13 protein-coding genes and 1 pseudogene are annotated in these 13,866 nt (G+C 67.9%); 8 read left to right on the top strand and 6 right to left on the bottom strand.

Going from position 1 to position 13,866, the window contains the following annotated elements:
* The first annotated feature begins 2 nt into the window (after positions 1-2).
* Positions 3-896, top strand: coding sequence for a DMT family transporter (locus tag QFZ65_RS07265; RefSeq protein WP_306909392.1), 894 nt, complete (start codon positions 3-5; stop codon positions 894-896).
* A gap of 10 nt (positions 897-906) precedes the next feature.
* On the opposite strand, the gene QFZ65_RS07260 is transcribed toward QFZ65_RS07265, so the two are convergent.
* Positions 907-1,608 (bottom strand): metalloregulator ArsR/SmtB family transcription factor, encoded by a 702-nt coding sequence (locus QFZ65_RS07260; protein ID WP_306909391.1) that lies wholly within the window; start codon positions 1,606-1,608, stop codon positions 907-909.
* 89 nt (positions 1,609-1,697) lie between these two features.
* Here QFZ65_RS07260 and QFZ65_RS07255 point away from each other — a divergent pair, with 89 nt between their 5' ends.
* From QFZ65_RS07255 to QFZ65_RS07235, 5 genes are all read left to right on the top strand, one after another.
* On the top strand, positions 1,698-2,111 hold the full coding sequence (locus QFZ65_RS07255) for a hypothetical protein (protein WP_306909389.1): 414 nt from the start codon (positions 1,698-1,700) through the stop codon (positions 2,109-2,111).
* A 188-nt stretch (positions 2,112-2,299) separates the two neighbouring features.
* On the top strand, positions 2,300-3,286 hold the full coding sequence (locus QFZ65_RS07250) for a J domain-containing protein (RefSeq protein WP_306909387.1): 987 nt from the start codon (positions 2,300-2,302) through the stop codon (positions 3,284-3,286).
* A 38-nt stretch (positions 3,287-3,324) separates the two neighbouring features.
* A complete protein-coding gene (locus QFZ65_RS07245; RefSeq protein WP_306909385.1) occupies positions 3,325-3,792 on the top strand; it encodes a tRNA (cytidine(34)-2'-O)-methyltransferase in 468 nt (155 codons plus the stop codon).
* 239 nt (positions 3,793-4,031) lie between these two features.
* The gene (locus QFZ65_RS07240) at positions 4,032-4,637 is read left to right on the top strand and encodes a sigma-70 family RNA polymerase sigma factor (protein WP_306909383.1); all 606 of its coding nucleotides are present in this window, start codon (positions 4,032-4,034) and stop codon (positions 4,635-4,637) included.
* 1 nt (position 4,638) lies between these two features.
* Positions 4,639-5,508, top strand: a complete 870-nt coding sequence (locus tag QFZ65_RS07235; RefSeq protein WP_306909381.1) for an anti-sigma factor — start codon at positions 4,639-4,641, stop codon at positions 5,506-5,508.
* Between the two features lie 18 nt (positions 5,509-5,526).
* On the opposite strand, the gene QFZ65_RS07230 is transcribed toward QFZ65_RS07235, so the two are convergent.
* From QFZ65_RS07230 to QFZ65_RS07210, 5 genes and pseudogenes are all read right to left on the bottom strand, one after another.
* On the bottom strand, positions 5,527-6,060 hold the full coding sequence (locus QFZ65_RS07230) for a gluconokinase (RefSeq protein ID WP_306909379.1): 534 nt from the start codon (positions 6,058-6,060) through the stop codon (positions 5,527-5,529).
* Between the two features lie 74 nt (positions 6,061-6,134).
* Positions 6,135-6,914, bottom strand: coding sequence for a PIG-L deacetylase family protein (locus QFZ65_RS07225; RefSeq protein WP_306909378.1), 780 nt, complete (start codon positions 6,912-6,914; stop codon positions 6,135-6,137).
* A gap of 4 nt (positions 6,915-6,918) precedes the next feature.
* Positions 6,919-7,873 (bottom strand): annotated as a pseudogene (locus QFZ65_RS07220) (electron transfer flavoprotein subunit alpha/FixB family protein).
* 15 nt (positions 7,874-7,888) lie between these two features.
* Entirely contained in the window at positions 7,889-8,701 is an 813-nt protein-coding gene (locus QFZ65_RS07215; RefSeq protein ID WP_306909377.1) for an electron transfer flavoprotein subunit beta/FixA family protein, read from the bottom strand.
* Positions 8,702-8,906: 205 nt separating this feature from the next.
* Positions 8,907-10,439, bottom strand: a complete 1,533-nt coding sequence (locus tag QFZ65_RS07210) for a S1C family serine protease (RefSeq protein WP_306909375.1) — start codon at positions 10,437-10,439, stop codon at positions 8,907-8,909.
* 295 nt (positions 10,440-10,734) lie between these two features.
* Here QFZ65_RS07210 and QFZ65_RS07205 point away from each other — a divergent pair, with 295 nt between their 5' ends.
* On the top strand, positions 10,735-12,789 hold the full coding sequence (locus tag QFZ65_RS07205) for a TPM domain-containing protein (protein WP_306909373.1): 2,055 nt from the start codon (positions 10,735-10,737) through the stop codon (positions 12,787-12,789).
* A 146-nt stretch (positions 12,790-12,935) separates the two neighbouring features.
* Positions 12,936-13,721, top strand: coding sequence for a PspA/IM30 family protein (locus QFZ65_RS07200; RefSeq protein WP_306909371.1), 786 nt, complete (start codon positions 12,936-12,938; stop codon positions 13,719-13,721).
* Positions 13,722-13,866 lie beyond the last annotated feature (145 nt).

Genomic DNA, 13,866 nt, shown 5'->3' with positions numbered 1-13,866 from the left:
GGGTGAAGGCGTCCCTCTACCTTGTCCTGGCCACCCTGTTCTGGTCGGGAAACTACGTGGTGGGCAAGGCCTCCGTGGCCTCGATGGCCCCGCTGGAGCTGACCTTCTGGCGCTGGGCGCTGGCGGCCGTGCCGTTGCTGTTCCTGGCCCAGTTCGTCGAGAAGCCGGACTGGCGGGCCGTGCTGCGCCGCTGGCCCGCACTCCTGTTCCTGAGTGCGCTGGGGATGAGCGGCTACACCCTGCTGCTGTACGGGGCACTCGGCTACACCTCCGCCCTCAACGCCTCCCTCATCACCGCGGCCAACCCGGCCCTGATCGTCGTGATGGCTATCGTCCTGCTCGGGGAGAAGACCACCCGCCTCGGCTGGCTCGGCATCTGCCTCGGCCTATTCGGCGTGCTGCTTGTGCTGACCCAGGGCGAGCTCTCGCGGGTACTGAGCCTCTCCATCAACACCGGAGAGCTTTTGATGATCGGCGCGATCATTGTCTGGGGCTTCTACACCATCATTGCCCGCCGGCTGGACGTGCCGGCCATCGCAGCCACCGCCGTGCAGGTGGTGATGGCGGCAGTGACCCTGGCACCGTTCGCCCTCGCGCTGAACGTACAGTTCCCCGATACGCCGGCCGAGGGCTGGTCCATGGCCTACATTGCCGTCTTCCCGTCCCTGGGCGCGTACCTGTTGTGGAACCTGGCGCTGAAGTCCATCCCGCCGGGCACGGCAGGAAACTACCTCAACCTGATGGTCGTCTTCACCGCCATCATCACCGTCGCGCTGGGCACACCCCTGACGCTGGTCCAGGTTCTCGGCGGCACATTGGTGGTCGCCGGCGTCCTGTTGACCGGGACCAAGGGCAGGGCCAGGGCCAAGGGCAAGGCCGGGCTCAACGCAGCCTGAAGCCGCGCGGTCACTGCGGCCGGATCCGGGCGCAGCACTGTCCCGGCCGCGCGGCTCCGCTCTTCCTCAGTTCCTCGACTGCCAGCGCCTCCACGCGCTCGGGAGGAATGCCGCAGCCTTCGGCGGCGCCGCCCAGGAAGGCACCGTTCATGGCACAGACCACGTCCGCATGGCCCGCAGCGATCCGGTGGAAGGGGCAGTTCAGCAGCACGAGCCCGCCCTCGCCGTCGTCCTCGGGCCGGTAACCCTCCGCCGTGAGCAGCTGCTCGAATGCAGCCGCGCCCTGCACACCGCCGGCCGCCCCCTGGCCGCGCGCGCGTGCGGACCGGACCAGCGCGTCGCGAGCCGGGACGCCCCCCGCCGCGGACTCCTCGATCGCGGAAACCAGCAGTTCCGCGGCAAGATCGTAATTGCGCTCCGGGACGGAGGCGGCCACTTCCTGGACTGCGGCCCTGTAGAGCTTGGCGGGACGGCCTGAACCGGGCCCCTCGCGGCCCCCGAGCTTCCGGAACTCCACCGCCAGGAGCCCGTCGTGCACCATCCGGTCCAGGTGGAACGAGGCAGTGCTCCGCGGCAGCTCCAGCGCTTCGGCTGCGTCATTACGGCTCACCGGGGCGTCTGCGGCGGCAACAAAGGCGAACAGCGCTCTCCGGGTGCCGTCACCCAGGGACGCAAGCGCTGCAATCCTGCCCGCCCACGAAAGTCTGCTCATGCGGCCATTCTAGTTCTAAAACCAAGATCATTGTTTAAATTATCGGATGCTTCTAAAATCAAGCTACCTACTTTTAGAAGGAGCCTCTGATGCAATCCTCAACACTCCACAGTGCAGACACCCGCACGGCCCGCCGGGGGCGGGAACCGCAGGCATTCCTCCTGCTGCGGACCGTCTTCACAGTCGCGCCCATCCTGTTCGGCCTGGACAAGTTCACCAACCTGCTGACCGACTGGAACGTCTATCTGGCACCGGTAGCGACGTCCGTGGTCCCGCTTCCGGCACAGACCTTCATGTACGTCGTCGGCGTCGTCGAAATCATCGCCGGACTGGCAGTGGCGTTCCGCCCGCGTTTCGGATCGCTGCTGGTTGCCGCCTGGCTGCTCGGCATCATCGTCAACCTGCTCGTGCTCGGGTCCTTCTTCGACGTGGCGCTTCGTGATTTCGGCCTGCTGGTCGGGGCGCTGGCGCTGAACCGGCTCTCCCCGAAGTCGCCCCGGTAGCCGCGGGGCTGCCGGTGGTTATCCGGAGCAGCGGTGCCGGACGGTTCCCGGGACCACCCGACAAGGGCGGGGCGGGCCAGCGCAGGGGAACCATCCGGGACCGCGGAGACGTTGTTCCCCTAGCCGGTTAAACTGGCCGTGCCGGCCGTCCAGGACGGGCCGGCACCATCAACGTAAAGGATTCTTGGTTGACCCAGGGGAACAGCTCGCACTACCAGGTCCTGCGCATCCCGGTGACGGCGACGGACAAGGAAATCAAGGTGGCTTACCGCAAGGCCGCCCGTACCGCGCACCCGGACCACGGCGGCGATCCCGCAGCCTTCCGGCGGGTGACCCTCGCCTACGAGACACTGATCGATGCCCGGAGCCGTGCCGACTACGACCGTTCCTACGGCAGAGGCCGCGGCCCGTTTGGCGGGACCTCGGATCCCGGACCCTCAGACACCTGGCCCTCCGGTCACGAGGATGCGCACTTCGATGCCCCGGCGGCCGGCAGCCGGGCTTCCGCCAATGTCCGGCGCCCGAACACCCCCCGCAACACCGCGGCGGACGCCCCCGTGTATGTTCCGCCCTTTGAGCAGTACGCCCAGACCGGCGAGGTGCCGCTGATCCCGGAGGAACTGGCGCGCCAGCAGGTGCACGGGCTGCCCCGGAAGCGCGGCATTTTCGGTGCAGAGGCCAGGATCCAGCGGGAAATGCGGACCGTGCAGCTGATAAGCCGCCAGATCCTCCCCGCCATTCCTGCCGCCCGCCTCCTCAACGGCCTGCGGTCACCGGCAGACAACAGCTCCATTGACCACGTGGTCCTCGCCGGCTACCGGATGGCGGTGATCGGTTCCATGCTGCTTCCACCGGGGGCCTACGCCTGGAACGGCAGCTCCCTGACGCACGGCGGCCGGTCGATTGCCCCGCCGCAGCTGGCCCACGTGGTGCGCCGGATGCAGGACATCTTCCCCGAGCTGAATGTCACGGGCTGGACGGTGGTGCACAGCACCGACGGCAACCTGCACGAACCCGTCATCGACCGGCACCGCCGCACCGGTGCCCACGACACAGTGCAGGTGGTGAACGGGGCAGGCCTGGCGCGGGGGCTGAAGCAGTTCCTGAGCTCCGGCCCGGCGCCCAACACCGTCGCGGTGCCGGTGCTCGCGCGGCTGCTGCGCGGAATGCACTAGCGGCGTCTGACGCGGCAAGGGCTCGCTAGGATGGAACGGTGTTCCGAATCCTCTTCCATACTCCCGAAATACCCGGCAACACCGGCAATGCCATCCGGCTTGCCGCAATCACCGGGGCACAGCTGCACCTGGTGGAACCGCTGGGCTTTGATTTCTCCGACGCCAAACTGCGGCGCGCCGGCCTGGACTACCACGACCTCGCCGTCGTGACCGTCCACCCGGACATCGACGCTGCCTGGCAGGCCCTGGCGCCGGAGCGCGTCTTTGCATTCACCTCGGACGGCGACGTCTCCTACACGGACATCAGCTACCGCCCGGGGGATGTCCTGCTGTTCGGCCGCGAGTCGGTGGGGCTTTCCGAAGAGCTCAAGAACGATCCCCATGTGACCTCCCGCGTCCGCCTGCCCATGCTCCCCGCCCTGCGCTCGCTGAACCTCGCCAACGCCGCCTCGATCGCTGTCTATGAGGCCTGGCGCCAGAACGGCTTCGCCGGGGCGCGGATCTAGCCGGCAACTCCGGAGTGCGCGAAGTGTGCACCTCCCTGCGCCCATCCGCGCCTCCCGCCGCGCCGAATCACCTGTGAAGCCCGCTGGAGGCAGCCGCAGGAGCACGGGGAAGGAGCGAGGAACGGCAGGTGACCATAGTGCAATTGGACCAGCGACCGGCCCGCCGGCGCGCGGGCGCCGACGCTCCGGGAGCAGAGTGTCCTGACCCGGGGTCGCCCGGCGCCTTATGCTTGGAGGTGATGGACACTCCCAACGCCCCGAATTCCGAGGCTGCCACTCCCCCAGCCGCCTCAGTCGACGTCAACGGCCGGCTGGGTGTTCTGCTGGAACAGATCGCGCAGGGCGACCAGGCCGCGTTCGCCGAGTTCTACCGGCTCACCTCCCGGCGCGTCTACGGCATGGCCCGCCGCGTCCTGATCGATCCCGAGCTCAGCGAGGACACCACCCAGGAAGTCTTCCTCCAGGTCTGGCAGAATGCGTCCAAATTCAATTCCGACGCCGGCAGCCCCCTCGCCTGGCTCATGACCATCTCGCACCGGCGGGCCGTGGACAAGGTCCGCTCCTCCCAGTCGTCCAGCGACCGGGAAGCGAAGTACGGCGCCAGCAGCCAGGACATCGCCCACGATTCCGTCTCCGACGAGGTCGGGAACCGGCTTGAGGCCGAGGCGGTGGCCCGCTGCCTCGGGACGCTGACGGACACGCAGCAGGAATCGGTGCGGCTCGCCTACTACGGCGGCCTCACGTACCGGGAAGTAGCAGAAAAGCTGAACGCGGCCGTCCCCACCATCAAGTCCCGCATCCGCGACGGACTGATCCGACTGAAGACCTGCTTGGGGGTGAGTTGAGATGACCGACATGAATGCGCACAACAACGCACGTGTTCCCGGCCCCTTCGGGGCTGATATCGCCACGGACCTCTCCTCCGGCAGGGCCGTGGACCTCGCGGAGCTGTACGCCGTCAACGCCGTCGACGACGCCGAGCGGGCAGCCATCGAGCAGTACTTCGCCGCCGCGCCGGCCGCGGAGCGCACCGCCTTCTACGAACGCGTCCGCCAGGCGCAGGAGACCCTCGCGGCGAGCTTCGCCGTGGAGGCAGAACCGCCGGCCGGACTCCTGGACCGCATCCTCGCATCCCTTCCGGCACAGGATGCCGGCCCGGGACAGCAGCCCGGCCTTGCGGCGCCCGATGCCGTCCCGCCGCCGGCGGAATCCCCCGGGTTGCCCGCCGATGAACTCAGTGCGGCCCGCCGCCGCCGGGAAGAGCGACGCCGGCCGCAGGGTATGCGCAACTGGCTCGTGGGTATCGCGGCCGCCGCCGTTATCGCCGTCGGCGGTGTCGGCGTCGGCGCCTATATGGCGAACCAGAACGATCCCCTCAACCAGGTCATGCAGGCCGGCGACGTCCGCCAGGCTACCGTCGACGTGGCGGGCGGTGGCACCGCCACCGTGGCCGTCTCCCCGTCCAAGGACGCCGTGGTGGTCAAGATGAACAACGTCCCGCCGCCGCCGCCGGGCAAGGTCTACCAGATGTGGTTGATCCCGAAGGACGGTTCCGCCCCGGTATCGCAGGGCCTCATGGACGCCGAGGCATTGTCGAAGCCCGCCGTGGTCACGGGTATCCGCACCGCGGCGTCCCTGGGCATCACGGTGGAACCGGCCGGCGGCTCGACCGCGCCGACCCTGCCGACGGTGGCGGCCGCCCCGCTCGGAGCCTAGGCTCCGAGCAAAGCAAGGCTACGGGCGGGTGGAGCGGCTGGCCTCCAGGCCCAGACGGTCGATGACTTCCTGTGCTTCCTCCGCCGGCGTCGCGGTGACGGACAGGGAAATGAAGTTCTCGTCCTCAGTGGGGGCTTCGAGTGCCTCGAACTGGGACGCGAGCAGCGCGGGGGGCATGAAATGTCCATGGCGGGAGGCGAGCCGGTCCGAGATGCGGTCCTTGGTTCCTTCCAGGAAGACAAACACCACGCCTTCACCGCGCAGGACGTCCCGGTAGCGTTTCTTCAGCGCCGAACACGTGATCACCCCCGGGGTTCCGGACGCGGTGTGGGCCCTGATCCAGTCGGCGATGGACTCCAGCCATGGCCAGCGGTCATCGTCGGTGAGCGGCTGGCCGGAGTGCATCTTGGCCACGTTGGCCGGCGGGTGCAGGTCATCGCCTTCGGCGAGATCCCAGCCGAGCCGGCTTGCCACCAGGCCGGCCACGGTTGATTTACCCGATCCTGACACACCCATGACCACGAGGACGGGGTGCTGCGCAGTCTTCGCCATCAAAGGTCTGCCTTCCAAAATAAATATGATTTAAACCGAGGCCAGCTTAGAACAGCCGCGGGCCGGGGGCAACACTAGAAGCCCGCGATGGTGCCCGGTCCGTTCACGGTGACCACATGGAAGGCCTCGGCGCTGCGGCCGGCAGGCAGCCCGGCGCGCTCGGCAGTCCGCATCATCAGGCTCCGCACGGTACGCCCCATCGCTTCGACGTCGGGATGCTGGCTCACGTGGATGTGGATCGCGGCGAGCTTGGCGTCCACCTGGTCTGTGACGTCCACGAAGTGGTTCTCCCGCTCCTCCGGCCCGGCGAAGAGCCACAGCCACGGCAGCTTGTACGCCTCGAGGCCCGCTGCAGCCAGCTCCGGGTAGGCAAACGGGTTCTCCAGCGCCGGATACACCGCCCGGGTCACCGCCTCCCCTACGGCCAGGTGGTCCGGGTGGCTCTTCTGGATCCGGTCCCAGTTCCGTTCGGGGTGCATGGCAAGCACGACGTCGGGCCGCAGCTGACGGATCAGCCGAACCACCTCCCGGATCACCTCATGCGTGGGCTCGAGGTAGCCGTCGCGCTCGTGCAGGTAGTGGATGTCCGTGACACCGACCAGGGCAGCGGCGCGGCGCTGCTCCTCGTTCCGCAGCCGCACGATTTCGTCCCGCTGTTCCGGGTCGAAGCCGCCCGCGTCGCCGTCGGTCATGATGCAGTAACTGACCTCCACCCCCGCTGCGGTCCAGGCGGCAATCGTGCCGGCGGCCCCGAAGTCGATGTCGTCCGGATGCGCGGCGAAACAAAGCACCCGCCCGATCCGGGAGCGTTCCGGGTCGAACGGGCTCTGCGCCGCAGCGGCATTGCTGGTCAAAAAATCATCCCCTGCGCTTCTTGATTTCCTCGGTGGCCTGCGGCAGGACCTTGAAAAGGTCCCCGACCACGCCAAAATCGGCGATTTCGAACACCGGCGACTCGGCGTCCTTGTTCACCGCCACAATCACCTTGGCGGTCTGCATCCCGGCTTTCTGCTGGATGGCACCGGAAATTCCGGCGGAGATGTAGAGCTGGGGCGAGACGGTCTTTCCGGTCTGGCCCACCTGGGCGTCATGACCGATCCAGCCGGCGTCCGTCGCGGCCCGGGAAGCGCCCACGGCGGCACCGAGCACATCCGCAAGCTCCTCGAGGGGACCGAAATCCCCCTCGACGCCGCGTCCGCCGGCCACGACGATCCGCGCATCGGAAAGATCGGGACGTCCGCTGGCTGCCTTTTCATTGCGTGCAGTGATCCTGGCCGATGCGGCGGTGGCCGTCTCCGGCACCTCGACGGTGGTGGACTGCGGCGCCGTGCCGGTGACGGCCGGCTCCGGCGTGATGGTGTTGCCCTTTACCGTGAGCACGGCCACCGGGCGTGGTCGCCTTCGCCGTTGTCATGTAGGAACCGGCGAGCACCGACTTGTGCGCGGTTCCGTCGGGGTCGACCCCCACGACGTCCGTGATGACGCCGGCGCCGAGCTTGATGCCCAGCCGGGCCGCGACTTCCCTGCCATCAGCGGTGTTCTCGGCCAGCACGATGCCGGCCCCGGCGGTCTGCACGGCGGCGGCCAGATAGGACGCCTTCGGGCCGACGAGGTAATCGTCCAGGTCCGCGGCGGAGGGCCGGTACAAGGCCTGGACGCCGTACGCGCCCAGGGTGCTCGCCACGCCGTCGTGCAGTTCCCCGTTGAACGCAACCGCCGGTTCGCCCAGGGAACGGGCGATGGTGAGCAGCTCGAGGCTGGACTTTTTCAGCGTCTCGCCGGGATTGTCGATGAATACAAGTACTTTTGCCATGTTCGGATGATCCCCTTAGAGCAGCTTCTGGGCGGCCAGGAACTCCACCAGCTTGATGCCGGCGTCGCCTTCGTCAGTGATGATGGTGCCGGCCGTGCGCGGCGGCCGGGCCTCCGCGGTTTCGACGGTGGTCCAGGAACCGGAGCGCCCCACCAGGGCCGGGTCGACGCCGATGTCGGCGAGGGTCAGCGTGGTGATGGTCTTCTTCTTGGCAGCCATGATGCCCTTGAAGTTGGGGTAGCGGGGGCTGTTGATCTGGTCCGTCACCGAAACGAGGGCTGGCAGGGTTGCCTCGATGGTATCTGCGTGGGAACCGCCGTCGCGGCGGGCGGTGAGCCTGCGGCCGTCGAGCTCCAGTGCGGAAGCGAAGGTGACCTGCGGCCGGTCCAGGCGTTCTGCGAGCTGGGCCGGGACCAGCGACGTTTCTCCGTCGGTCGAGGCCATGCCGGCAAAGATGAGGTCGGCCGGGCCGTCTGCCTCAAGGTGCCGGATGGCCCCGGCGAGGGCCAGCGAGGTCGCGGCGGCGTCGGAGCCGGCAAGTGCTTCATCGCTGAGGTGCACCCCTTCGGTTGCGCCGATCTGCAGCGATTTCTTCACCGCGTTCACCGCGCCCGCGGGGCCCATGCTGAGTGCGATCACCCTGTTCCCGGCCGCTTCTCCGCCGCGGGCCTCGATCAGCTGCAGGGCCGCTTCGAGGGGGTACTCGTCCAGCTCGGAGAGGATGCTCTCGGAACGGTCTGTCGTGTTGGCGGTGCCGGTCAGGTGCCGGTCGAACTGCGCGTCAGGAACGTGCTTGACCAGCACGATGATCTTCAAAGTCTCTTCCACTGTGTGTACAGCAGCCTTCCATGCGGGTGGACAGCCAGCCGGGTGGGGTCCTGGCCACGGAACGCCCGGATGCCCGGGGTTGCTCCTAGCTAACCATATAGCGGTGTGCGGCCGCGGGCCGGGTTAACGCCGATGTCAGAGTGCCGCCGGAACGCAAAAGGCCGGGCCCGCACCTGCTGGTGCGGGCCCGGCCTGGCGGCGGGTCCTACTGCTCTGCAGCGGCGCCGAGCGTGACGTCGAGTTGCCGCTCCTGGCCGTTGCGGAGGACGGTTACCTTCACTGCAGCTCCAGCGGCCTGTTCGCGGACCGCGGCGGTCAGCTGGTTGGGATCGCTGATGGCCAGGTCCTGGAACCTGGTCACCACGTCACCGACCTTGACGCCGGCCTTGTCCGCGGCGGAGCCGGCCTCGACGGTGGCGACTTCCGCGCCGACCGAGAACCCGGAGGCCGAGGTGCTGGCGGTCTTGGCCTTCACGCTGACGCCGAACTGACCGTGGGTGGCCTTGCCGTTGGCGATGATCTCCTGCGCCACGCGCTTGGCGTTGTTGATCGGGATGCTGAAGCCGACGCCGATGTTGCCGCTGCCCGCACTGTCCCCTCCGGCCGAGGCGATGGCGACGTTAACGCCGATGATCTCGCCCTTGGTGTTGACCAGCGCGCCGCCCGAGTTGCCCGGGTTGATGGCCGCGTCCGTCTGGATCACGTTGATGGAGATGGATCCCTCGTTCGCGGTGCTCTGGCCCTGGCCGCCGCCCGGAGGAGCGAACTGGAAGCCCTGGTCTCCGCCCTGGGAATCATCCGCCCCATCCTTGGGAGCTGCGGAGGAGGCGACGCTGATGGTGCGGTTGAGGGTGGAGACGATCCCGTCAGTGACGGTTCCCGTCAGTCCCAACGGCGATCCGATCGCGACGGCGGTGTCCCCGACGTTAAGCTTGCCGGAGTCGCCCAGCGTTGCCGGGACGAGCCCGGAGCCGTTCTGGATCTGCACAACCGCGAGGTCGGAGAGCGGATCGGTCCCGACGATCTTGGCCGTGTAGACCTTGCCATCGCTCATGCGGACCTCGATGGCGGCGTTGGCGGCCTTCCCGTCGAGCGTCACGACGTGGGTGTTGGTGAGGACGTGGCCTTCGCCGTCGAGGATGATTCCTGAACCGGTCCCGCCCTCGCTGCCGCTGGTTGCCTTGATGGTGACCACGCTGGGGCTCGCCTTGACGGCGGCCGCTGTGATGGCGTTGACGTCATCCTTGTTGTTGACGATGACGGGGCCTGCCTGGCTGTTGCTGCTGCTCGCCGAGGAGAGGGACGGAGTATCGTCCAGAAGCTGTGTGGTCCCCGCCACGACGCCGCCTCCGACCAGCCCGGCAGCAAGGATGCTGGCGACGAGCGTGGGGACGCCGAACGCGGCCTTGCGCTTGGGGGCGTTGGCGGCCCCGGCGTACTGCGGCTGGCCGTAGCCGGCCCCGCTGTGCTGGTGCTGGCCGTACTGGGAGGGATACTGCGGCTGGCCGTGCTGGGGAGCCGCGCCCTGCTGCGATGCGGGCTGCCCGCCGTAGAACGGCTGGCGTTCGGGGTACACGGGCCGCGGGGCAGCGCCTTCCGCATGGTTCAGCCGGAGGGTCGGGTTCTCTTGAGCTGAGTCCGGCCCGGTCGCGGCCTGCCGTTGCTCCGAAGAGCCCTCGTGCGGCCCTGCCGGCCCCCGGTTCTCTGGTGACGCTCCGGGCACTGGGTTCTCAGTCATGGGTCTTCCTCTCATCCTCGTCTGAGTTAACTATGGACGCTCTCACTGATACTAGAGCGGACATTTGCTGGGAGGTTCCTGAACGCCTGCGGGACGGGCTGCCGCCGGCTGGTCCTACCCTTCAGCGCGTTTCGCTGGTGGCATATTCCCGCCGGTGGACGCCCAATGGGGTGGACCATAGAATCAAATTGAATCGCCACAGCGACCTGCGGCTTCATCTCTGCGTGGGGGCGCTGCTGCATTCAAAAACGATTGGTTCGGCCGAACCGGTCGCAGAAGTGCTGAAGGGTTGCACATGCGGTCTAACTTGAAACGTATCCTCGCTGTTCTTGGCGTGGCCGGACTGCTGGCGCTTCCTGCCGCTCCGGCCCTGGCGGAAGATCCGGTAACGATTCCGTCCGGACAGAATGTGGTGGACGGCGCCAACGTGCTCGGCAGCCGCAAGGCCGAGGTCCAGGACGCCATCCAGAAGCTCCTGAAGGACCACAAGTACAACCTGTATGTGGTCACCGCGAAGACCTTCGAAAACCCCGCCGACCCGAAAGCATGGGCTCAGGCGGTGGCCACGAAGAAGGGCATGGGCAGGGCCGATGTCATCCTCGCGATGTCCGACGACGGCAAGTACTACTTTGCGCCCAACTCGGCCAGCCCGATCGCTTCCAAGACGAGCAACATCAGCCAGAACGCCGTCGTGGCGAATCTGGCCGGGGGAAAGCGTGACTTCGCCCAGGCAGCTATCGACACAGCCGCCGCGGTCGGCGACGCCGCCGGGGGCGGCAGCGGTTCGGTCTCCTCGGGCGATACCGGCGCTGGTGTCCTCGTGGGCGCAGGTGTCGTAGCGGTCGGCGGCGCGGGCGCCTACCTGCTCCTGCGCAACAGGCGGAAGAAAGCGGCCCTGGGCTCCGAGCCGGACCGTGAACAGCAGGGGGCAGCGGCACCGGACCCGCTGGCATCAATGAGCGTCGAGGAGCTGCGCCGCAAGGGCGGCTCGCTCCTGATCGAAGCGGATGACGCCATCAAATCCAGCGAACAGGAGCTCGGCTTCGCGCAGGCCCAGTACGGCGACGCCGCCGTCGGCAACTTCACCAAGGCGCTGCAGGAAGCCAAGGGCCACATGTCCGAATCCTTCAAGCTGCAGCAGCAGCTGGACGACCACATCCCGGACACCGAGGAGCAGCAGCGCGCCTGGCTCGGCGAGATCATCCGCCGCTCCGAGGCTGCCCTGGCGTCCCTCCAGGAGCAGAAAGCCGACTTCGATTCCCTCCGCGAGCTGGAGAAGAACGCCCCGCAGGCGCTTGCCGCCGTCAGCGCCGGGGCGTCGCAGGCCCAAGCGAAAATCGCCAGTGCGGAACAGCTTCTGACCGAGCTGCGTGCCAAGTACGCCGAGAGCGCGCTGGCACAGGTGGCCGACAACATCACCCAGGCAAAGGAGCGGCTGGAGTTTGTGCAGAACGCCTCGGCCACGGCTCGGGAAAAGCTCGGCGCCGGCGAGGGCAGCCTCGCGGCAGTGGCGGTCCGCGCCGCGGAAGAGAGCCTGCACCAGACCAACGTCCTGATTGACGCCATCAACAAAGTGGCCGCGAACCTCGACGACGCGCGCCGAGGACTGGAGTCCGCCGTCGTTGACACGTCCCAGGACCTGGCGCAGGCCCGGGCCATGATCCAGTCCGGAACACACGCGGAGCTTGCGGGCCCGGTTGCCGGAGTGGAGGCTGCACTCGCCCGGGTCAAGGCAGAGATGCAGGCCGGCAAGATCGATCCGATTGCCACTCTCGAACGGGTCGAAACAGCGCACCAGTCGCTCGATTCGGCACTGGCCGGCATCCGCGACCAGCAGGAACAGGCGCGCCGCGCGCAGGCCTCGCTGCAGCAGAGCATCATGTCCGCGCAGGCACAGATCAGCGCGACGTCGGATTACATCACGGCCCGCCGTGGGGGCGTCGGCACCGAGGCGCGCACGCGCCTTGCGGAAGCGCAGCGGAACCTGGACTATGCCCTGTCCATCTCCCGCAACGACCCGGTCACGGCGCTGCAGTACGCGCAGCAGGCGCATTCCCTGGCGGCGCAGGCGGCCCAGCAGGCACAGTACGACGTCGACCAGTTCGGTGACTATGCGAACCAGGGGCAAGGCTACGGCCGCGGCGGAATGTTCGGCGGCGGCGGAGGCGGCGGCCTGGGCGGCGCAATCCTCGGCGGCATCCTGATCAATTCCATCTTCAACAGCGGTGGCGGCGGCTGGGGTGGCGGCGGCGGCTGGGGCGGCGGCGGAGGCTGGGGCGGCGGCGACTCCGGCGGCGGCGACTTCGGCGGCGGCGGCGACTTCGGCGGCGGTGACTCCGGCAGCTTCTAGCCGGCGTCCGGGCAAGCGCGCAGCCGGCGCGGGCCGGCACACAGACTAAGCGCCGGCCGGAAAGCGTTCCGGCCGGCGGATAGAAGCGGTACATCCACTAATCACTGAATTCGGTGGGAACACTGAGCAGGACGAAAGGTAACACCATGAAGCAGTCCATTTTCGGCCGCATGGCGCAGCTGGCGAAGGCGAACATCAACTCCCTCCTGGACCAGGCTGAGGATCCGCAGAAGATGCTGGACCAGATGGTCCGGGACTACACGAACAACATTGCCGAGGCCGAGTCCGCTGTGGCCCAGACCATCGGGAATCTGCGCATGCTGCAGGACGACTACAACGAGGACGTCAAGAACGCCCAGGACTGGGGCAGGAAGGCCCTCGCTGCGTCCCGCAAGGCCGACGAGTACCGCGCCAACGGCGACACCGGCGACGCCGAAAAATTCGACAACCTCGCCAAGGTCGCTTTGCAGCGGCAGATGGCATCGGAGAACGAGGCGAAGGCCGCCGAGCCGAGCATTGCCTCCCAGGGCGAGGTTGTGGACAGGCTCAAGCACGGCCTGGACCAGATGAAGGGCAAGCTCAACGAACTGACCAGCAAGCGCAACGAGCTGGTGGCGCGTTCCAAGACCGCCGCGGCGCAGTCCCAGGTGCACGACGCCCTCAAGAGCATCGACTTCATGGACCCCACGTCCGAGGTGGGCCGCTTTGAAGAGAAGATCCGCCGGGAAGAAGCAAAGGTCCGCGGCCAGCAGGAGCTCGCGGCCTCCAGCCTGGACGCACAGTTCAACTCGCTCGAGGACCTCGGCGAGCAGACCGAAATTGAAGCGCGGCTCGCGGCGCTGAAGTCCGGTGGCTCCCCCGCCGCCATCGGGGCCGGCGAGGGCAAGCGCACCGAATCCACCGTCGACGAGGCCGACTTCGACAAGCTGTAGCACCGTCGGCTGCGCCCTAGTAGGCAGGCAGCCGCACATGCTGGTCGCTGAGGCCGGATCCCTTGGACGCTCCCGGGGACCCGGCCTCTGCCGTACCAGGAGTGCCAGGAGTGCCAGGCGTGCCCGGAGTGATGCGCCTTCGGCC

This window comes from Arthrobacter sp. B3I9, assembly GCF_030816935.1.
Lineage (GTDB): Bacteria > Actinomycetota > Actinomycetes > Actinomycetales > Micrococcaceae > Arthrobacter.
Note: the sequence above shows the minus strand (reverse complement) of the source record. Positions and strands in the feature narration are given on the sequence as shown.